General features: G+C 71.4%; 21 protein-coding genes and 2 pseudogenes. 12 read left to right on the forward strand and 11 right to left on the reverse strand.

Features of this window, described 5'->3' with window-relative positions; translation table 11 throughout:
- Positions 1-37 precede the first annotated feature (37 nt).
- Both H9L22_RS17645 and H9L22_RS17650 read right to left on the reverse strand, forming a co-directional pair.
- The gene (locus tag H9L22_RS17645; RefSeq protein ID WP_187721016.1) at positions 38-949 is read right to left on the reverse strand and encodes a metallophosphoesterase; all 912 of its coding nucleotides are present in this window, start codon (positions 947-949) and stop codon (positions 38-40) included.
- Complete coding sequence (locus H9L22_RS17650) at positions 946-3,342, reverse strand: transglycosylase domain-containing protein (protein ID WP_226965975.1); 2,397 nt, start codon at positions 3,340-3,342, stop codon at positions 946-948. The genes H9L22_RS17645 and H9L22_RS17650 overlap by 4 nt, the downstream gene beginning before the upstream one ends.
- A 136-nt stretch (positions 3,343-3,478) precedes the next feature.
- Between H9L22_RS17650 and H9L22_RS17655 the strand changes: the two genes are divergently transcribed.
- Positions 3,479-3,787, forward strand: a complete 309-nt coding sequence (locus H9L22_RS17655) for a WhiB family transcriptional regulator (RefSeq protein ID WP_187721017.1) — start codon at positions 3,479-3,481, stop codon at positions 3,785-3,787.
- Between the two features lie 69 nt (positions 3,788-3,856).
- Here the strand turns inward: H9L22_RS17655 and H9L22_RS17660 are convergent, their stop codons facing one another.
- The 8 genes and pseudogenes from H9L22_RS17660 to H9L22_RS17695 all read right to left on the reverse strand — a co-directional run bounded on the left by H9L22_RS17660 (position 3,857) and on the right by H9L22_RS17695 (position 7,717).
- A complete protein-coding gene (locus H9L22_RS17660; RefSeq protein WP_187721018.1) occupies positions 3,857-4,492 on the reverse strand; it encodes an NUDIX hydrolase in 636 nt (211 codons plus the stop codon).
- The gene (locus H9L22_RS17665; protein WP_226965976.1) at positions 4,489-5,073 is read right to left on the reverse strand and encodes a TlpA family protein disulfide reductase; all 585 of its coding nucleotides are present in this window, start codon (positions 5,071-5,073) and stop codon (positions 4,489-4,491) included. Before H9L22_RS17665 ends, H9L22_RS17660 begins: the two co-directional genes overlap by 4 nt.
- A gap of 31 nt (positions 5,074-5,104) precedes the next feature.
- Positions 5,105-5,776, reverse strand: coding sequence for an endonuclease III (gene nth, locus H9L22_RS17670; protein ID WP_187721019.1), 672 nt, complete (start codon positions 5,774-5,776; stop codon positions 5,105-5,107).
- Positions 5,776-6,230: pseudogene (locus tag H9L22_RS17675) on the reverse strand (RidA family protein). The gene nth and the pseudogene H9L22_RS17675 overlap by 1 nt, the downstream one beginning before the upstream one ends.
- A complete protein-coding gene (locus tag H9L22_RS17680) occupies positions 6,230-6,388 on the reverse strand; it encodes a hypothetical protein (protein ID WP_187721020.1) in 159 nt (52 codons plus the stop codon). Before H9L22_RS17680 ends, H9L22_RS17675 begins: the two are co-directional and overlap by 1 nt.
- A 32-nt stretch (positions 6,389-6,420) precedes the next feature.
- Positions 6,421-6,876, reverse strand: a complete 456-nt coding sequence (locus tag H9L22_RS17685; protein ID WP_187721021.1) for a phage holin family protein — start codon at positions 6,874-6,876, stop codon at positions 6,421-6,423.
- A 98-nt stretch (positions 6,877-6,974) separates the two neighbouring features.
- Positions 6,975-7,529, reverse strand: a complete 555-nt coding sequence (locus tag H9L22_RS17690) for a class I SAM-dependent methyltransferase (RefSeq protein WP_187721022.1) — start codon at positions 7,527-7,529, stop codon at positions 6,975-6,977.
- Positions 7,526-7,717: a hypothetical protein gene (locus H9L22_RS17695; RefSeq protein ID WP_187721023.1), complete on the reverse strand. Its 192-nt coding sequence runs from the start codon at positions 7,715-7,717 to the stop codon at positions 7,526-7,528. Before H9L22_RS17695 ends, H9L22_RS17690 begins: the two co-directional genes overlap by 4 nt.
- Positions 7,718-7,863: 146 nt before the next feature.
- On the opposite strand from H9L22_RS17695, the gene ssd reads away from it, so the two are divergent.
- The 9 genes and pseudogenes from ssd to H9L22_RS17740 all read left to right on the forward strand — a co-directional run bounded on the left by ssd (position 7,864) and on the right by H9L22_RS17740 (position 14,766).
- Complete coding sequence (ssd, locus tag H9L22_RS17700) at positions 7,864-8,871, forward strand: septum site-determining protein Ssd (protein WP_187721024.1); 1,008 nt, start codon at positions 7,864-7,866, stop codon at positions 8,869-8,871.
- The gene (locus tag H9L22_RS17705) at positions 8,864-10,000 is read left to right on the forward strand and encodes a TadA family conjugal transfer-associated ATPase (protein WP_187721025.1); all 1,137 of its coding nucleotides are present in this window, start codon (positions 8,864-8,866) and stop codon (positions 9,998-10,000) included. The genes ssd and H9L22_RS17705 overlap by 8 nt, the downstream gene beginning before the upstream one ends.
- Positions 10,001-10,005: 5 nt before the next feature.
- A complete protein-coding gene (locus H9L22_RS17710) occupies positions 10,006-10,203 on the forward strand; it encodes a hypothetical protein (RefSeq protein WP_187721026.1) in 198 nt (65 codons plus the stop codon).
- Complete coding sequence (locus H9L22_RS17715) at positions 10,167-10,796, forward strand: type II secretion system F family protein (protein WP_187721027.1); 630 nt, start codon at positions 10,167-10,169, stop codon at positions 10,794-10,796. The genes H9L22_RS17710 and H9L22_RS17715 overlap by 37 nt, the downstream gene beginning before the upstream one ends.
- On the forward strand, positions 10,793-11,383 hold the full coding sequence (locus H9L22_RS17720; RefSeq protein ID WP_187721028.1) for a type II secretion system F family protein: 591 nt from the start codon (positions 10,793-10,795) through the stop codon (positions 11,381-11,383). Before H9L22_RS17715 ends, H9L22_RS17720 begins: the two co-directional genes overlap by 4 nt.
- Before the next feature lie 51 nt (positions 11,384-11,434).
- Positions 11,435-13,689 (forward strand): annotated as a pseudogene (locus H9L22_RS17725) (DEAD/DEAH box helicase).
- A gap of 165 nt (positions 13,690-13,854) precedes the next feature.
- Positions 13,855-14,058 (forward strand): DUF4244 domain-containing protein, encoded by a 204-nt coding sequence (locus tag H9L22_RS17730; protein WP_187721029.1) that lies wholly within the window; start codon positions 13,855-13,857, stop codon positions 14,056-14,058.
- 32 nt (positions 14,059-14,090) lie between these two features.
- Positions 14,091-14,408 carry a TadE family type IV pilus minor pilin gene (locus H9L22_RS17735; protein ID WP_187721030.1) on the forward strand — a complete coding sequence of 106 codons (318 nt, stop codon included), beginning with the start codon at positions 14,091-14,093 and terminating at the stop codon, positions 14,406-14,408.
- A 220-nt stretch (positions 14,409-14,628) separates the two neighbouring features.
- On the forward strand, positions 14,629-14,766 hold the full coding sequence (locus H9L22_RS17740) for a hypothetical protein (protein ID WP_187721031.1): 138 nt from the start codon (positions 14,629-14,631) through the stop codon (positions 14,764-14,766).
- 5 nt (positions 14,767-14,771) lie between these two features.
- Here H9L22_RS17740 and H9L22_RS17745 read toward each other — a convergent pair whose 3' ends face one another.
- On the reverse strand, positions 14,772-15,785 hold the full coding sequence (locus H9L22_RS17745) for a hypothetical protein (RefSeq protein WP_187721032.1): 1,014 nt from the start codon (positions 15,783-15,785) through the stop codon (positions 14,772-14,774).
- 105 nt (positions 15,786-15,890) lie between these two features.
- Here H9L22_RS17745 and mgrA point away from each other — a divergent pair, with 105 nt between their 5' ends.
- Positions 15,891-16,940: an L-glyceraldehyde 3-phosphate reductase gene (gene mgrA, locus H9L22_RS17750; RefSeq protein WP_187721033.1), complete on the forward strand. Its 1,050-nt coding sequence runs from the start codon at positions 15,891-15,893 to the stop codon at positions 16,938-16,940.
- A gap of 19 nt (positions 16,941-16,959) precedes the next feature.
- The gene (locus H9L22_RS17755; RefSeq protein WP_187721034.1) at positions 16,960-18,438 is read left to right on the forward strand and encodes a DUF7059 domain-containing protein; all 1,479 of its coding nucleotides are present in this window, start codon (positions 16,960-16,962) and stop codon (positions 18,436-18,438) included.
- The last annotated feature ends 78 nt before the right edge of the window (positions 18,439-18,516 follow it).

The following is an 18,516-nucleotide window of genomic DNA, read 5'->3' on the forward strand; positions in this document are numbered from 1 at the left end:
GTTAGCCGACCCGACCCCTGTTCTGCCAATCGACCGGTCAGACGGCGCTACGCGGGCGCAGCGTCAGGAGCGTCGCCTCCGGACGGCAGGCGAAGCGGTACGGCGCGAAGGGGGAGGTTCCCAGCCCGGCCGAGACGTGCAGGTGCGCCGTCTGCCCGCCCGCGGTGTGAGTCGAGAGCCCCTTGACGCGGGCGGCGTCGAGATCGCAGTTCGTCACCAGGGCCCCGTAGCCGGGCACACACACCTGACCGCCGTGGGTGTGGCCCGCGAAGATCAGGTCCATTCCGTCGGCGGTGAACCCGTCGAGGAGCCTCAGGTACGGGGCGTGGGTGACGCCGACGTTCAGGTCCGCCGTCACATCGGCCGGCCCCTCGACGAGGCTGTAGTCGTCGCGGTCGAGGTGCGCATCGTCGGTGCCGCGGAACGACAACCGGTAGCCGCCGACCTCCAGACTGGTGCGGCGATGCGTCAGGTCCTGCCAGCCACCGGCGGCCATGCGATCGCGCAGCTCCTGCCACGGCAGGTCAGGCTGGGGCTTCGTCGTCGTCTCGGAACGGCCATGGATGAGGTAAGCGAACGGGTTCTTGAAGACAGGGGCGTGGTAGTCGTTCGAGCCGAAGACGAACACACCGGGGGTGGCCAGGAGCGGGCCCCACGCCGCCATCAGCGGGTCGAGCGCGTCCGGGTGGGTGAAGTTGTCACCTGTGGTGACGACGAGGTCGGGCGCCAGGTCGGCCAGCGAGGCGACGAACGCCAGCTTGTCATCCTGGCCGGGGCGGAGATGGAGATCCGACACGTGCAGAACACGCAGATCCCGCCCGCCGGGCGGCAACACCTCCAGATCGACCCTACGCAGGGTGAAGGCGTGCGCTTCGACAAGGCCCCAGGCGAGCCCGGCCGCACCGACGGCGCCGATGGCAACGCCGGCGCGCAGGAGGGCGCGCCTCATCGGTTCGGTCCGCCGCCGCCTTGGTTGCCGCCCTGATCGCCCTGTCCGCCGGGTGGGGCGGCAGGGTCGGTGGCGGGGGTCTCCGGCTGGGCAGGTGCCGGCCCGGCGGAGACCTTCAGCCGGATCGTTGAGAACTTCAGGGCGCTGCCCGTCGGCGTGATGCCGAGGAAGGTGCCCTGCGGACGATCGCTGTAGACGCTCCAACGGCTGGTCGTGAAGCCCGCGGCCTCGAGCGTCGCCTTCGCCTCGTTGTAGCCCATGCCCTTGACGCTGGGCACCGGCACCTTGACGCCCTTCATGATCTCGTCGGTGGGAGCCGTGAACTTCGTCTTCGGCTTGTCCTTCAGCGCCGCCTTCATGGCGGCCTTCCAGATGGCGCCCGCGTCGCGGCCACCCGAGCCGTCCAGATAGCCGGCGGCGACCTTCAGGTTCCGCAGCGTCTTCTTCTTCGTGCCGTCCTTGAAGATCGGGTTTGCGTTCTCGACCGCGATCATGGCGACGCCGGCCACCTCGGGCGTGTAGCCCGCGTACCAGACCGCCTCGTTGCCGTTCGTCGTACCGGTCTTGCCTGCCTCGTCGCGGCCATCGCGAAGAGCCGCGACATAGCCGGTGCCGCCGACACCCGCGACCTGCTTCAGGACGTAGTTGACGCCGTCGGCGACCTCAGGTTCCATCACCTTCTGGCAGTTGGCCGACGGCACGTCCAGCGCCTTGCCCTCCTGCGTGGTGACCGACTCGAGGATGATCGGATCGCAGTGGACGCCGCGGTTCGCGAACGTCGCGTAGGCCTCCGCCATCGACAGCGGGGTCACGTACGCCGTACCGAGCACGAACGAGGGGTAACGCTGCATGCTCCGCAGCGTCTGCCCGTCGGACAGTTCGACGCCGACCTTGGCGGCCATGTCGATGGAGGCGCAGATGCCGGTCGACTGGATCAGCTGGATGAAATACGTGTTGACGGAGCTCTTGGCAGCCTTGACCATGTCGATCGTGCCGTAGCCGCGCCCGCCCTGGTTCTCCGGGTCCCATTCCTCGTCGAGCTTGAAGGTGCCCTGACAATCGCGGAACACCGCGCCCTTCTCGAAGGTCAGTTTGCCTGGCGCGTTGTACGTGTGACCAGGGGTGACGCCCTGCTCCATCGCGGCGGCCATCGTGAACGCCTTGAACGTGGATCCGGCCTGGAAGCCCTCCATGCCGCCCATCGAGGCGGGCACGTTGTAGTTCCAGTACGTCTCACCCTCGCCGTCGCCCATCTTGGGCCGCGACTGCGCCATCGCGATGATCAGGCCCGTGCTCGGCTCCAGCAGCACCGCGTTGCCGATGACCGGATCGGTCGGGGCGACCTTGGTGGCCACAGCCGCCTCGGCGGAGTCCTGCGCGGTGGGATTGATCTTGGTCTGGATCGTCAGGCCGCCGCGCTTGAGCGCCCGCTCGCGCTCCTCCTTGTCCTTGCCCAGCGACGTCATCTTGTCCGACAGGAGCGTGAGACGCACGTAGTCACAGAGGAACGCATACTGCGAGGAGACGCAGCCGTTCGGGGTGCGCAGCACCTGGGCCGGGTCGAAGGTCTCCAGCTTCGCCTCGGCAGCTTCGGCCTCCGTGATCATCTTCCACTTGACCATCTGGTTCAGGACGACGTCGCGGCGATCCAGCGCACGCTGGGTGTTCTTGACCGGATTGAAGGCGACCGGGTTCTGCACGATGCCGGCGAGCAGTGCCGACTGGCCGAGCGTCAGGTCCTTCGCCGTGGTGCGGAAGTAGTGCTGCGCCGCCGACTCGACGCCGTAGGCGCCGTCGCCGTAGTAGGCGATGTTCAGGTAGCGCTCGAGGATCTGGTCCTTGGTGAGCCGCTCCTCCAAAGCCATGGCGTAACGCATCTCGATGATCTTGCGCTCGATGGTGACCTCGACCGCCTTCCTCGCGGCCTCCTCGTCTCCGTTGGCCATCGCCGTCTCCTGGCGGACCAGCTTGACGTACTGCTGCGTCAGCGTCGAGGCGCCCTGCGTGTCACCGGTCAGCGTCTTGACGAGGGCACGACCGAAGCCCTGGAAGTCGATGGCGCCGTGCTCGTAGAACCGGTGATCCTCGATGCCGATCTGCGCGTCCTGCATCAGCGGTGAGATCTCCGAGAGCGGCACGTAGATGCGGTTCTCGTCGTAGAACGTCGCCAGCACCTCGCCGTTGGCCATCAGCACGCGGGAGCGCTCCGACTGGGCGGGCGTCTCGAGATCCGTCGGGATCTCGTCGAGCGAGTCCGCCGCAAAGTTCACAGAGCTGCCGGCGAGGGCCGTCATGGGGACGGCCAGCCCGGAGAGCAACAGGCCGGCGAGCACGCTCACGGCCAGGAACATCATGAGGGAGTACGCCTTCTGGCTGAGGGAGGCAGACTTCATGCGGCCCATCTTACGTGACCACCCCGAGGCACCCCATGACACAGAGGGGACTAGGGATATTGCCACTGTTGCACTGACCGGCATATGCGCTAGCGTCTAGGCATCGAGAGTGGTTCTGCGCAAAGGAGGGCAAGCTATGTCTCTGGCAGAAGCGAGTGAATGGACGCTGTACGCCAAGTGTCGCGACATGGCCGACGCACTGTTCCCTGAGGGGAAGGATCAGAAGCGGGCGCGGTCGGTCTGTGTCGGATGTCCCGTCCGGTCCGAGTGCCTCGCCGAGGCGTTGGACAACAGGATCGAGTGGGGTGTGTGGGGAGGCATGACGGAACGCGAGAGACGCGCGTTACTCAGGGCCCGCCCCGACATCGAATCGTGGCATGAGGTGCTGGTCGAGGCGGCTGTTCCGCCCGTCGGCATCACCGTGCTCCCGGGTGGAAAGGACTAGCCGCCGGGGTCGCTGACGACAACGGAGGGGCGTGCGGTCAGACCGCACGCCCCTCCGTCGTTGTCTGACTCAGTCGTTGAGGAAGCGGGCGGGGATCGGTACCTCGTCGCTGGTGTTCCAGGGGAGGGCCCACCCGCCCAGTTCCAGGGTCCAGTCGACCAGCAGCGCCGTCAGCCCCCAGATGAAGTCGCCGCCGAGCACGAACGCCGGGCCGACGAAGCCGCTGGGATGTCGTGACATGCGGCGCGTCTCAGCCGATGCGAGTTCGGAGACCCGATAGCGGTGGACGGCGCCGGTCTCACCCGGATCCATCGGCCGCAGGTCGTGCGCGCCGTCCCACACGCCGAGGACGGTCGTGACGTCAAAGCGTGACTTCGGCACCCACAGGGCCGGCAGACTGCCGATCGGGGTGACGGCGGCCGGCGGCAGGCCGATCTCCTCCTGGGCCTCCCGCAGCGCGGTGTGCACGACGTCGACATCGTCGTCATCGACGGCGCCACCGGGGAGCGCGACCTGCCCGGCGTGGTGGCGCAGCGTCTCGGCGCGGGTGACGAACGTCAGCGCCGGATCGGGCTCGTCGGTGAACAGCATCAGGACGGCCGCCGAACGCTCGCCGCGAGGGGCCCGCAGCGCACCGAGATGCCGTCCGTCGGGGGCGGCCGCCAGCGCCGTCAGGAGGGGCGCGAAGACCTCCGGATGTCTCATCGGGTCACCCCCAGGTACGTCTCCGCGGCCTCGAACAGCTGCTCTTCCGACTCGAACACACCGGGATGCACCCCCGCGACGCGGCCGTCTGCGTCGACGAAGAAGGTGGTCGGGATGCCGGGGATGCCCAGTTCTGTCTGCAGCACCTTGTCCTGATCCTGCACGTGGGGATACCCCCACTCGGCGAGCCCGGCGAACTCCAGGGCCCAGTCGGGTCGCGGATCGTTGTAGTTGATCCCGAGGAACGAGACGCCGTCGAGTTCGGCGACGGCGGCGCGCAGGAACGGCGACTCCTGCCGACACGGCGCGCACCACTGCGCCCACACGTTGATGATCGTCGGCGTCCGGGGAAGGCCTGCGAGGTTGACCCGCTGGTCGGTGCCCAGGCAGGCCAGGTCGGTGCGGGGGAGTCCGTCGGGAACGGCCTCGGCGTCCGGGTCGGTCTCGATGCACCCGGGCACGCCGTACTGCTCGCGCAGTTGTGCGAGATCCGGAGACGGCGACGCAGCAGGCTGAGGGCCGGAACAGGCGGTCAGCAGGAGCACGGCCAGGGCGGCGACGACGGACGGGCGGAACCTCACCCGATCGACCCTACCCGCGCGCCGGACAGCGTCACGCGCGCGGCTCGCGGATCAGGGTCGCCGCCGTGACAGGGTCCTGCTCGCCCAGGTCGCTGCTCGGGCACAGGGCTGCCACCGGACAGGCGCCGCAGGCCGGGCGGCGGGCGTGGCAGCAGCGTCGGCCGTGCCAGATCACCCGATGGCACAACAGCACCCAGTCCTCCTTGGGGAAGAGCGCCCCGACGGCGGCCTCGACCACGTCCGGCTTCGTCGACGACACCCAGCCGAACCGGTTGGCCAGGCGGATCAGGTGCGTGTCAGGCGTGATCCCCGGCACCCCGAACGCCTCGCCGAGCACCACGTTGGCCGTCTTCCGGCCGACGCCCGGCAGCGTCACCAGCTCCTCGAGTGACCCGGGGGTGACGCCGTCGAAGTCGTCGACGATCCGGCGGGACAGGTCGATGATGGCCGCGGTCTTGTTGCGGAAGAAGCCGACCGGCTGGATGACCGCCTCCACCTCGGCGGTGGCAGCCTCGGACAGCGCCTGCGGGTCCGGCCAGCGGCGGAACAGCTCCGGCGTGATCGAGTTCACCCTCCGGTCGGTCGACTGGGCCGACAGGACAGTGGCGATGAGCAGCTCGAAGGGATCGCGGAAGTCGAGCTCGCAGCGTGCCTCGGGGTAGGCGAGCCCGAGCGCCTCGTTGATCGCCTCCGGCTGGGACATCAGGCCTCGACGACGAGTTCGACCTCGACGGGCGAGCCCAGAGGCAGTTCCGCGACGCCGACGGCGCTGCGCACGTGCACGCCCGCATCGCCGAACACCTCCTGCAGCAGCAGGGAGGCCCCGTTGGCGACGGCGGGCTGGCCGGTGAATCCGGGGGCGCTGGCGACGTAGACCACGACCCGCAGCACGCGGCCGATGGCGTCGATACCGCCCGCCACCTGGGCTGCGGCGGCGACGGCGTTGAGGGCGGCGACGCGGGCGGCCGCGGCGGCATCCTCGGGTGACACGTCAGCGCCGACCTTGCCGGTCACCGTCAGCGACCCGGCCACGAACGGCAGCTGCCCGGAGGTCCACACCTGGGTGCCGACACGGGTGGCCGGCACATAGGCGGCGACAGGAACCGCCACCGGGGCAGCTCGAGGCCGAGCCCGGCGAGGTTCGCGGACGCCGTCATCAGCCGGCGATCGGGCGCTTGAAGTAGCCCACGAGGTTGTCGGGGTTCGGGCCCGGAGCGAGCTGCACGAGCTCCCAGCCCTCCGCCCCGAAGTTGTTCAGAATCTGCTGCGCGACGTGCGACAGGATCGGCGCCACGAAATACTCCCACTTGGTCATGGGGTAAGCCTGCCAGTTCGGCGGGCGGGCGGCTACTGCGGTCCGAAGGTCCTGCGGAGCTGCGCTTCGGTGGCTTCCGGCGCAACGACGACGGCCTTGTCGGCGGGCCGGGCGACGACGGCGTCCACGACCGCGTCGAGCGTGGCCTTGGCCTCTGCGATGGTCGCCTCAGGCTTCTTCACCTGCTTGAACTTGCCGAGGCCGAAGGTGACCAGGACAGCCGCCACGAGCAGCGAGAACACCACGCTCACCAGGAAGCCGAGGGTGAACGAGCCCCACGGGCCCATCGGCGTCAGGGAGTGCAGCAGCAGCCCCACGGCGAGCGCGACAAGGATCACGAGCATCCACAGCGCATGGAAGGCGAAGACGGCGGCGCCGGCGAAGAAGGCCGTTCCCATGCCGGCAGCCTTCGCCGCGGGCTTCAGTTCGGCGGCGGCGAGTTCGGACTCGACGGCGACGAAGTCGGACAGAGCGTCCTTGATCTCCACTAGGGGTGCTGTTGCTCGGACTGCTTCGGTTGCTGCGACATGGTGCTCCTCTCGCGTCGTTCAGCCTAACGCCAACGGGCGCCAGGCGTAGCGCCGGGTCACAGGGGAATGGCCAGGGCGTTGTCCGGCATGCGCACCGGACCGGTCAGTTCGTCGTGGTTGACCCAGGCCCGCTGGCACAACATCTGGAACGGCAGCCGCAGGCTCTCGCCGGGCCGGACGGCGCCGTCGTACAGTTCGCCGACCTGTCCGAGGAGGTGGCGGAGTTGTCCCTGGTCCAGGTTCGCGGCCAGCGGCTGTGAGGTGACGAGGCCCAACAGGTCGTCGCGGGTCACCTTCTGCCACACGCGGAACGCGCGCTGTTCGACCTCGGTGAAGTAGCGGCTGTTGCGCAACTCGTCGAGGCTGCCGTGACCGTAGGCACCCCTCATCGCCATCGGATCGAAGCGGCGCAGCAGCGCAGCGAGCCGCCTCACCCAGGGCACCGTGTCGTCACGGACGAGGTAGGAGGCGCTGAGGCAGCCGCCGGGGCGCAGGGCGCGGGCGACCTGGGGGAGGGCCAGGCCCAGGTCGAGCGTGTGCAGCCCCTGGTGGATGAAGACCACTTCGAACTGGAAGGGATCGGTGGGGATGGCCTCCGGGCGGGCGATCACGGGGTGACGCCGTCGATGGAACCCAGCCGGACGGCCAACGGCGCGTCGTCGGTGAGGGCGAAGATCGTGTGCCCCGCGGATCGGAGTCGACGCGTCAGGTGCGCGTCCTGCGCCACCACCAGCCCACGCACCTCACGCCAGACCGCCAGCCAGTCAAGGGCTTCGGTGGGCAGTGTCGCGCGGCTCATGTGGTCCTTCCGGGTGGGGCGTCGGCCCCTAGGTTAGCCCGCCCGAAGCCCCCCTCGAGGGAGCCTGTGGGCGCGCCGCGGCCCCGGCCGTCCACAGGTCCGCACACACGTGGGTGCTGCGGCTCGTGGCGACCCACAACGGGGGCATGGAAGCAGACACGCAACCCCATGCGCTCCTGTGCGCCCGGGATCCCCGGGTCATCGAGGCCGTCGAGGTGAGCGCGGCCGCGCTGGCGGTCGACCTGGTCGTGGTGCACGACGCGGAGGCCGCGGCGGAGGCCTGGCCCCGTGCTGCCCTCCGCCTGGTCGGGGCCGACGTGGCTGCCCGCTGGGCGGGGCTGCCCGGGTCCGGAGGTCATGTCACCGGCACCGATGCGGTGGAGCTGGCCCGTTGCTCGGCGCGGCTCGGGGTGCCGGTGGTCCCGCTGCCCGACGAGGCGGGCCGTCTCGCCGCGCTGCTCACCGCGGTGGCCGGCGCCGACCGGGGCGACGCCACGGTCGTGGCAGTGGCGGCAGGTTCGGGCGGGCTGGGCGCCTCCACCCTGGTGGCCGGGCTGGTGCTCGCCGCGGCCCGCCGGGGTCGCAGGGCAGCCGCCGTCGACCTCGATCCTGCGGGAGGGGGCCTCGATCTCGTCGTCGGAGCAGAGGCGGTGCCCGGGTACCGCTGGAGCGACCTGGCGAAGGCGCGGGGGGAGCTGGGGGAGATCTGGGAATCCCTGCCCCGCGTCGGGGGTGCCGCGTTCCTCGCCGTCTCCCGCGAGGCGCCCGGTGCGCCGCCCCAGGCAGCCGTCGACGCTGTGCTGGGCGCCCTGCGTCGGGTCTGCGACCTCGTGGTCATCGACGCGGGCAGCACGCCCCTGGACGGGGAGCGGCACCTCCTGTTGGTCGGCTCCGACGTCCGTTCCATCGCGGCGGCGCAGATGCGGGCCGACTCCGTGCCCCGGGCCCCGGTCGGGGCGATCCTGCGCACGGGCCGTGGGCGTGGGATTCCCCCTGCGATGGCGGCGCGGTCGCTCGGCCTCGGGCTGGTCGGGGTGCTCCGCGATGACCGCACGCTGCCCCGCCTCGCCGAGTTGGGGCTGCCGCCGTCGGGCCTCGGCTCCCGACGGTTCTCCCGCGACGTGACCAGGATCGAGGCTGCGCTCCATGGTTGACCTGCTCGACGGGCTCCGCACAGCTCTCGCTGGGCTGGGGCGGCCCCACACCGCCGCCGACGTGGCCAGGGCCATGCGTGAACTCGGAGCCGTCGTCACCGACGCGACGGTCGGTGACGCGCTCGAGGCGCTCCGGCGGAACTCCGTCGGGGCCGGCCCCCTGGAGGACCTCCTGAACGGGCCGGGGGTCTCCGATGTGCTTGTCAACGGCCCTCTGGACGTGTTCGTCGATCGTGGTGTGGGCCCCGAGCGGGTGCCGCTGACGTTCCCGGACGACGAGGCCGTCCGGCAGTTGGCGATCCGGCTCGCGGCCGCCTGCGGACGGAGGCTGGATGACGCGCAGCCGTTCGTCGACGGCCGTCTGCCCAGCGGCGTGCGGGTCCATGCGGTCCTCGCGCCGGTGGCCGAGCCGGGCACCTGCATTTCGCTGCGGGTCCCCGCCCGTCGCTCCTTCTCGCTCGACGACCTCGTGGCCGCAGGGTCGCTCTCCGACGAGGGGGCCTCCCTCCTGCGCGGCCTGGTCTCGCAGCGGGTGCCGTACCTGGTCAGCGGCGGCACAGGGTCCGGCAAGACCACGCTGCTCGCCGCACTGCTGGGCCTCGTGCCCGAGGCGGAGCGGATCGTGCTCGTGGAGGACGCCCGGGAACTGGTGCCCGCCCACCCCCACTGCGTCCGACTGGAGGGGCGCCCGGCCAACGCGGAAGGGGCCGGCGCCATCACGCTCACCACCCTGGTGCGGCAGGCGCTGCGGATGAGGCCCGACAGGCTGGTTCTGGGCGAGGTCCGTGGCGCAGAGATCACCGACATGCTGTCGGCGTTGAACACAGGCCACGAAGGTGGCTGCGCCACCGTGCACGCCAACTCGGTGGCCGACGTGCCCGCCCGGCTGGAGGCGCTGGCTGCGCTCGGCGGACTGGGGAGGGAGGCCTGTCACGCGCAGGTCGTGGCCGCACTCAGGGTGGTGGTGCACGTGCGCCGCGACGCGGCGGGGCGACGCTACGTCGAGCAGGTGGGCGTCATCCGCCGGAGCTCCGCAGGGCTCGAGGTGATTCTCGGGGCCGCTCTCCACACCGACGGCATCACCTACGGGGCGGCGGGGGCCGAGTTGAGAGCCCTGGTGGCACCGTGATCGCCGTGGTCCTGACCGCCACGGCGATGCTGCTGCTCGTGAGCCCGCCGCCGGGGGCCGCGCTCCGCCGCCTCGCCGTGGAGCGCCAGCGCGACGGCCACCGGGTGGCCTCGCGGCGCTGGTGGGCGCTGCCGGCGCTCGGGGCCGGGGGCTCGTCGCCACCTGGATGCTCGCAGGCACCCGCGCGGTCGGCTGGGTGCTGATCGTCGGCATCGTGACGGGGACGGTCGCCCACCTCGTGCGGGGCCGGGCCCAACGCCGTGCGGCCGTCAGGAGGTCGAGGGACACCGCCCGCGCGGCGCGGCTGTTGGCGGGGCTGCTCGGGTCCGGCCAACTCCCCGTCTCCGCACTGGCGGAGGCCGCCGAGGAGTCTCCCGCGCTGCGGGGCGCCGCGATGGCGGCACGGCTCGGGGCGGATGTCCCCGCTGCGCTCCGCGCCGCGGCCCGCAGCCCCGGGCAGGAGGGCCTGGCGACCATTGCCGCCGCATGGCAGGTCAGCGCACGCAGCGGCGCCCCGATCGCAGACGTGCTGGCCGGCGTGGCGGAGGCGCTCAGGGCGGAGGAGCGGCTGCAGTCGAGCATCGACGCCGAACTGGCGGCCGCGCGCTCCAGCGGCAAGATCATGGCGGGGCTCCCTCTCGGGGCGGCGGGGCTCGGCCTGATGGTGGGCGTGGACTCGCTCGGGTTTCTGCTGGGGAGCGGGTGGGGTCAGCTCGCCCTCGGCCTCGGCGTGGCACTCACCGCGGTCGGCGTCCTGTGGATCGACCGGCTGGCACGGCCACGGAGGCCGGCATGAGCCCGGTGTGGTGGGCCGCCTGCCTGGCAGCACTGGCCGTGGCGCTCCTGGTCCCGCATCCTGCGGGCGACCTGCGCAGGCTGCGACCGGAGGGTGCCCGGCCCCGCCTGCTGCGGCGGGTCGCCCGGCTCCGCCGTCCGAACCCGGCGACCCGGGGCGGCGAAGTGGCCGATGCGCTCGGCTTCCTGGCGGTGTGCCTGGACGCCGGGCTGCCGATGGTGCGCGCGCTCAGCATCGTGGCGGACGCGTCCGCGCCGGCCACCTCCGCCGTCCTGCGGCGCCTCAGTTCGGAGCTCACGCTGGGCCGCAGAACGGACGAGGCCTGGGGCGCCCTGCGCGGCGACCCGGTCTGGGGTGCGGCCGCCGCAGACGTCGCGCGCGCGGAACGCTCGGGGCTCTGTCTGGCCGACCTGCTGCGGCTGCACGCCGACGACGCCCGCCGGGTGGCGGCCGACCGCGCGACGCTCGCGGCCCGCACGGTCGGGGTGCGGTCCGTCGTCCCCCTGATGGTGTGCTTCCTGCCCGCGTTCATCCTGGTCGGCGTGGTGCCCATCGTCGCGGGGCTCGTGGCTGACTTCATGGGCTGAAAGCCGGGTGCCGGTTGGGGTTGTGTCGGTGGGCGCTGGCACAGTGGGGGAGTGGGATTCGACTGGGTGCTGGCGCGCGACGAGGTCGCGGCGACCCGGCACCGCGAGCGGCGGCCGGGGACGACGGCGGCGTGGCCGCAGTGGCTCTCCGCGGAGGCCGTGGACCGCCTCCGGGAGGCCGGCTACCCCGAGCCGTGGCGTCACCAGGTCGAGGTCGCGGAGTCCCTGTTCCGCGGCACCCACACGGCTGTCTGCACACCGACCGGCTCCGGTAAGACCCTCGGGTACCTGCTGCCCATCATCGCGGCCACCACGGAGGGCACCGTCGGGTTCACTCCCGACACCCACCGCACCATGCTGACGCGCGCCCGACACACCGCCCTCTACATCTCGCCGACGAAGGCGTTGGCACACGACCAGGCCCGCGCGGCGGCCGCGCTGGGCCCGTCCGGGTGGAGGATCAGCGCCCTCGACGGCGACTCCGACGCCACCGAGCGGGCGTTCGCCCGTGACCACGCCAGCTTCATCCTCACCAACCCCGACATGCTCCACTACTCGGTGCTGCCCAACCACCGGCGATGGTCGGGATTCCTCGGCTCGCTGCGCTACATCGTCATCGACGAGGCGCACCGATACCAGGGCCTGTTCGGGGCCCACATCGCCAACGTCGTGCGGCGCCTGCGCCGCCTGGCGGCCGCCTACGGAGCGGAACCGGTCGTGGCGCTGTCCTCGGCCACCGCCCCAACGCGGCCGAGTTCGGGGGCCTGCTGATCGGGGAGGACGCCGTCTCCGTCGTCGCCGAGGACACCTCGCCGGCCGGTCCCCGGACGGTGGCGCTGTGGCGGCCGCAGCAGTCGCTGCGCTCCGACACCGCCGAACTCCTGGCGGGTCTCAGCGACGACGGCTGCCAGACCCTCGCGTTCGTGCCGTCGCGGCTCGGGGCGGAGCTCGTCTCCCTGCAGGCGCAGGAACTGGCCCACGACCCTTCACGGATCGCCTCCTACCGGGGTGGGTACCTCGCCGTCGACCGCCGTGAACTCGAGGCCGGCCTGCACGACGGTCGCCTGCGGGGCCTCGCCAGCACCAACGCCCTCGAGCTGGGGGTGGACATCGCCGGCATGGACGCGGTCCTCGTCTCCGGCTATCCCGGCAAGCTGTCGTCGTTCTGGCAGCAGGCCGGTCGGGCAGGGCGCCGTGGCCAGGATGCCCTGGTGGTGCTCCTAGCGAACGACAACCCCCTCGACGCCTACCTCATGGAACACCCCGAGCTTGTCTTCGACGCGCCCGTCGAGCGGGCCGTCCTGCACCCCGCCAACCCGCGGGTCCTCGGCCTCCACCTGGCAGCAGCCGCGCAGGAACTGCCCCTGACCGCCGACGATGTCCGCTGGTTCGGGGAGACCACGCCCGGTGCGCTGGCGGCGCTCGCAACGCAGGGCGTGCTCCGCGACAGGGGTGGCCGCTACTTCTGGACCAGACACGACCGTGCCGTCGATTTCATCGATCTCCGCTCGGTGGGGCAACGGCCACTCGACATCGTCGAGCGCGACACCGGACGGGTCGTCGGCATCGTCGACGCGGAGGCCGCGGACCGCACGGTGCATCCCGGCGCCGTCTACCTGCATCAGGGCGAGTCGTTCGTCGTCGACGCGCTGGTTCCCGAGGAGCATCATGCGCTCGTCGTGGCCGCCACGCCCACCTACTACACCCAGCCGCAGGCGGCCTTCGACATCGAAATCGTCCGGGAGACGACGCACCGGCCACTCGGCATCACCCAGGTGTGCACGGGCGACGTGCGCCTGGCCTCGCAGGTCCACGGCTACCTGCGCCGTGACGAGGTCACCCACGAGGTGTGGGACTCGACGCCGCTGGAGCTGCCGCTGCACAGGATGGTGACCCAGGCCGTGTGGTGGACGGTGCCGGCCGCACTGGCCGCCCGCCTCGGCTGGCAGCCGCTGGAGCTGGGGGCTGCGGCGCACGCGATGGAACACACCGCGATCGGGCTGCTGCCGGCGTTCGCCCCCTGCGACCGCTGGGACATCGGCGGGGTCAGCACCGCGCTGCACCCCGACACGGGCCTGGCCACGATCTTCGTCCACGACGGCGTCGAGGGAGGCTCCGGCTTCGCGGAACGCGGCTACGAGGTGGCCGAGGAGTGGCTGGCCGCCACCCTCGAGCGGCTGCGGCGCTGCCGTTGCGAGGACGGGTGCCCCTCGTGCGTCGTGTCACCGAAGTGCGGCAACGCGAACCAGGTCCTCAACAAGGCCGACGCGGCCGAGCTGCTGGCCCTGCTGCTCGACAGCGACTGACCGGGCCGCGACACACCTGACCTGGACCCACCACGATCCACAGGAGCCGGTGTTGTCCGTTGCCGTGCGTCCACAGGGTGGCTCCCGCGTGGTCGGAGGCTGCGCCGGTGACCGAGAACGGGACATGCCCGCCGATCCGCGGCGGGCCTCCCGAAAGGAACCCCGATGTCCCTTCCCATCCACACCACCCTCCGCCGCCGCCCCAGCCTGCTGGAACGCGGCCTCACCACCGTCGAGTACGCCATCGGGCTGCTCGCGGCCGCCGCCGTGGCCCTCGTGCTGCTGCGCATCTTCAACGACAACGCCTTCTTCCAGACGCTGTTCGACTGGGTCGTCGACATCTTCACCCAGGTCGCCAGCGGTCTCTGATGGCCGGGTTGCGTCCCCGGGAACGGGGCCTGGTGACGGTCGAACTCGCCGTCGGCATCGTCACGACGGTGCTGCTCGCGGGAGTGCTCGTCAGCCTGTCCATGCTCGGGGTCGCCGAGGCCGCCTGCGCGGAGTCCAGCGCCCAGCTGGCCCGGCAGGCGGCACGCGGCGACACGGCACTGCTGGCAGAGGCGGAGAACCGGGTCCCGCCGGGGGCGCGGGTCACGCTACGCCGCGGCGACGACGGGGTCACGGCCACCGTCACGCTCGATGTGGTCCTGGTCGGGCTGCCGCCGGTGCCGGTGAGTGCCTCGGCGTGGGCCGCGTACGAGCCGGGGGCCGGGCCGTGACCACCGACGAGCGGGGAGGCGCCGGGTCGATGCTGATCGCGGGCGCCTGCCTCGCCGCGCTCGCGGCGTTCCTGGCAGGGGCGGTCCTGATCGACTGGTTCGCGGTCGCGCGCGGGGCAGAGCGGGCTGCGGAACTCTCGGCGTTGGCCGGGCGTCGGCAGCGGCGGGTGGCGGCGACGGGTGCGCGGCGGCGGCCGGTGCCGCCGAACGCAACGAGGCCATGCTGCGTTCCTGTTCGGTGGCCGGTGGCGGCGAGTCATCGATCGTGGTCGTCGTGGTCGTCGAGGCCAGGCTGGCGCGGGCGCCCGACTGGGTACCTGCCGTGATCCTGCGGGAGGCCACGGCCGGGACCGGTTGAGCCCGTCAGCCCGAGTAGCGGTAGTTCACCACCGGCTTGACGGCGTTGGCCGCTTCGCGCAGCAGCGTGGCGAACGCGGGGTAGTCGAGGAACTGCTTCGGGTTTCGTGCCACCACCTTGATGGTGTGGTCGACTCCGGCCATCGTCCGCAACCGGACCTTCGCCTGAACCGGCAGGAGCCCCGGCGCGGGAAGCTCCAGCACGTACAGATCCTCGTAGCGGAAGGTCTGCGTGCCGAACGTGACGTGCTCCGGGGCGACGACCACCGAACGGGGGAGGCCGCCCACCAGTCGTAGCTGGACCAGTCCGAGGCCGCTCACCAGCGCCATCATCAACAGACCGAAACCGAGGATCCCCGGAATGCTGTCCTTCGCGGGGACCTGGGCGGCAAGGACGGCGAAGCCTGCGAAGATCAGGACTCCGAAAGCGATCACGATCCAGGCGAACACCGGTGCGACGCCCCGTCGGATCACGAACGTGCGTGGCGCGAAGTTGAGCAGCCCCGCCGGCGCCTCCTGAGCGGCGACTCCGGTCGGTGCGTCCTGCGGCTGCGCGGCCAGCCAGGGGGCCGGGGCGGTCGGCTCCTGCGGGTGGACGAGCCGCACGAGTTCGTCGAAGCGATGGGGCGCCAGGCTCAGCGGGATCAGGGCCCGGGAGCCGTCGTGGCCCTCGATCGCCAGGGACCGCTGGGTGACACTTCCCCGGTGATAGCCGAGGACGGGGCTGAACGTGTGCGTCGCCAGCGGATACTCCTTGGGGAGTCCCACCCACGGGGTGAGCCGCAGCACGTCCGCATCAACCTGGATGACGCGGGCGCCCCGCAGCCCGGCCAGCGTGAAGACGAGGAACACGACCCCGCCCACGCCCACGGCCGGCGCGGCCGCCTCTCTGGTCAGCAGAGGGCTGAAACGGTCGAGCCCCTGCAGGACCAGCCAGCCGACCACCGCCCCGACCACGAGGCCGCCGAGCAGCTGACCGAGCAACTTGGACACGCCCAGCGTTTCATCGAATTTCAGCACGCAGCGGAGCCTATCTCCGCCGTGGTGCACTCGATGCTCACGCGCCTCCACCGAGGACCGCCGACCCGTGGTGATGGGGCTTGCGGGCGGGCTATGGTGGCGGCCATGAGCTACGTCGCTTCACTTGATCGTTACGATTCCATGCCCTACCGTCGCCTCGGAGCCTCCGGCCTCAAGCTGCCCGCCATCTCGCTGGGCCTGTGGCACAACTTCGGCGACGACAAGCCCCTCCAGACGCAGCGCGACATCCTGCGCCGCGCCTTTGACAGGGGCGTGACCCACTTCGACCTGGCCAACAACTACGGCCCGCCGTACGGGTCGGCCGAGACCAACTTCGGCCGGCTCTTCGCGGAGGACTTCTCCGGCTACCGGCACGAGACGATCATCTCGTCGAAGGCGGGCTGGGACATGTGGCCCGGGCCCTACGGCTTCGGTGGCTCCCGCAAGTACCTGCTCAGCTCGCTCGACGACTCGCTACGTCGCATGCGGCTCGACTACGTCGACATCTTCTACCACCACCGCCCCGACCCGGACACGCCGGTCGAGGAGACCATGCAGGCCCTCGACCAGGCCGTGCGTTCCGGCAAGGCCCTGTACGCCGGCATCTCCTCCTACTCGCCGTCGCTCACGCTGCGCGCACAGGAGATCGCGCGTGAACTGGGCACCCCGCTGGTCATCCACCAGCCCTCCTACTCGATCCTCAACCGCTGGATCGAGGAGGGGAGCCCCAGCCTCCTCGAGGCCGCGGCGCAGGCAGGCATGGGCGTCATCGGCTTCTCCCCGCTCGCGCAGGGGCTGCTGACGAACCGCTACCTGACCGGGATCCCGGAGGGCTCCAGAGCTGCGGCCGGCAAGTCGCTCGACCCCGGTTCGCTCGACGAGGCCACACTCGGGCACCTCCGTGCGCTGGGCGACATCGCCGCCGGTCGTGGGCAGTCCCTGGCCCAGATGGCGATCGCGTGGGCGCTGCGGGACCAGGGCACGGCGTCGGTGACCTCCGTCGTCCTCGGCGCCTCCTCGGTCGCCCAACTGGACGACAACCTCGACGCACTCGGCAACCTCGAGTTCAGCGCCGAGGAACTGGCCGCGATCGACGCGCACGCGGACGTCGCCGGGGTCAACCTGTGGCAGGGAGCGACCGAGTCCGTCTCCTGAGGTAACTAGGATCAACGGCGTGTCTGCTCAGCTCACGCCCATCGATCCGCAGCGGCTCCGCCGCGACCTCCTCGCCGCCGGTTACGTCGTCGACGACGTCCTCGACCGCATCGGGGAGGCAGGACAGCAGGGCCTCGGGCGCAACTCGACCGTGCCGGCCGACGTTGCGCTCGGGGTCGCCACCGACCCGCTGGCCGCGCTGATCCGACTCTTCGTCCTCCAACGGGAGGTGCCCGAGGAGCAGCTGGCCGGCGTCGTCGACGTCGCCGGGCTCCTCGACGGCGGCTACCTCGTCCGCCGCGGCACTGGGCTGGCGGCGGCCGTCGACATCCGCCCCTACGGCTCCCCTGACGACGACGCCACCGGCTGGATCGTCGCCGATCCGACCCCCGGCCTCGACCAGGTGGTCGAACCGACCAGCCCCGACTACGTGCTGGGCGTTTCCCCCGCCTCGACGACGCTGGCGCAGATCACCATGCGCACCCTGGTGGAGTCGGCGCTCGACCTCGGCACGGGCTGCGGCGTCCAGTCGCTCCACCTCAGCCGCCACGCGCAGAGCGTCGTCGGGACCGACGTCAACGACCGGGCCCTGCGGCTGGCGGCGCTCACCGCCGGGCTCAACGGCCGCGACGTCGACCTGCGCAACGGCTCCCTCTACGAACCCGTCGCCGGTCAACGCTTCGACCTCATCGTCTCCAACCCGCCGTTCGTCATGAGCCCTCCCAGCTCCGCCGAGTCGACCCTCGCCTACCGGGAGACGAACTACGAGGGCGACTCGCTCGTGGAGACCCTCGTCCGCGGCGCCGCCGACCATCTTGAGCCGGGCGGCAGCCTGCAACTGCTCACCAACTGGGCCGTCCTGGACACACCATGGGAGGAGCGGCTGCGCTCCTGGGTGCCGGCCGGCTGCGACGCTTGGGTGATCGAACGCGAACGCCTCGACATCTACTCCTACATCGAGATGTGGCTCACCGACGCCGGGCTCGGCGGGTCACCCGGCTGGCGCGCCGCCTACGACGACTGGCTCGCCTACTTCGACCGGCTGGGAATCCGTTCGGTCGGCATGGGCTGGATCCTCGTCACCCGTGCGGAGCGCGAGGAGCCGCACCTGCGATTCGAGTCGTGGCCACACGCCGTAGCCCAGCCCGTGGGCGAGGTGTTCGCCCGCCACGCAGCCGCCGTCGACGCCTTCCAGCTCCCCACCGAAGAGCTGTTGGAGTCCCGGCCCCGGCTCGTCGACGTCGACGAGGAGACGCTCGGCGTTCCCGGCGCCGAGGACCCGCAGTACATCGTCTTCCGGCAGCGCGTCGGGCTGCTGCGGGCCATCAAGGCGGACACGGCCCTGGCGGCGGTCCTGGGAGCCCTCGACGGCGACCTGAGCGTCGGGCAGGTGCTCGCGGCCGTGGCTCAGGTGCTCGACCTCGACCCCACGGAACTCGCCACCGGCGTACTGCCGGAGATCCGCGCCGCGCTGCTCGACCAGCTGCTGATCCTCTAGGCGGTGAGTTCCGCCTTGGGTGGGAGCTGTTGACGGCGCAGGCTATTGTTCGGGGAGTTCCCAACCGCGGAGGGCTGA

The sequence above is a fragment of the Tessaracoccus defluvii genome (assembly GCF_014489575.1).
Taxonomy (GTDB): Bacteria; Actinomycetota; Actinomycetes; order Propionibacteriales; family Propionibacteriaceae; genus Arachnia; species Arachnia defluvii.

What these genes read in the sequence shown, in the direction of transcription:
- H9L22_RS17740 (WP_187721031.1), top strand. Translation starts at nt 14,629, where the DNA reads ATGCTGCGTTCCTGTTCGGTGGCCGGTGGCGGCGAGTCATCGATCGTG.
- H9L22_RS17695 (WP_187721023.1), bottom strand. Translation starts at nt 7,717, where the DNA reads ATGAGCCGCGCGACACTGCCCACCGAAGCCCTTGACTGGCTGGCGGTC.
- H9L22_RS17705 (WP_187721025.1), top strand. Translation starts at nt 8,864, where the DNA reads ATGGTTGACCTGCTCGACGGGCTCCGCACAGCTCTCGCTGGGCTGGGG.
- H9L22_RS17730 (WP_187721029.1), top strand. Translation starts at nt 13,855, where the DNA reads ATGTCCCTTCCCATCCACACCACCCTCCGCCGCCGCCCCAGCCTGCTG.
- H9L22_RS17680 (WP_187721020.1), bottom strand. Translation starts at nt 6,388, where the DNA reads ATGACCAAGTGGGAGTATTTCGTGGCGCCGATCCTGTCGCACGTCGCG.
- ssd (WP_187721024.1), top strand. Translation starts at nt 7,864, where the DNA reads ATGGAAGCAGACACGCAACCCCATGCGCTCCTGTGCGCCCGGGATCCC.
- H9L22_RS17660 (WP_187721018.1), bottom strand. Translation starts at nt 4,492, where the DNA reads ATGAGACATCCGGAGGTCTTCGCGCCCCTCCTGACGGCGCTGGCGGCC.
- H9L22_RS17720 (WP_187721028.1), top strand. Translation starts at nt 10,793, where the DNA reads ATGAGCCCGGTGTGGTGGGCCGCCTGCCTGGCAGCACTGGCCGTGGCG.
- nth (WP_187721019.1), bottom strand. Translation starts at nt 5,776, where the DNA reads ATGTCCCAGCCGGAGGCGATCAACGAGGCGCTCGGGCTCGCCTACCCC.
- H9L22_RS17655 (WP_187721017.1), top strand. Translation starts at nt 3,479, where the DNA reads ATGTCTCTGGCAGAAGCGAGTGAATGGACGCTGTACGCCAAGTGTCGC.
- H9L22_RS17715 (WP_187721027.1), top strand. Translation starts at nt 10,167, where the DNA reads ATGCTCGCAGGCACCCGCGCGGTCGGCTGGGTGCTGATCGTCGGCATC.
- mgrA (WP_187721033.1), top strand. Translation starts at nt 15,891, where the DNA reads ATGAGCTACGTCGCTTCACTTGATCGTTACGATTCCATGCCCTACCGT.
- H9L22_RS17645 (WP_187721016.1), bottom strand. Translation starts at nt 949, where the DNA reads ATGAGGCGCGCCCTCCTGCGCGCCGGCGTTGCCATCGGCGCCGTCGGT.
- H9L22_RS17650 (WP_226965975.1), bottom strand. Translation starts at nt 3,342, where the DNA reads ATGAAGTCTGCCTCCCTCAGCCAGAAGGCGTACTCCCTCATGATGTTC.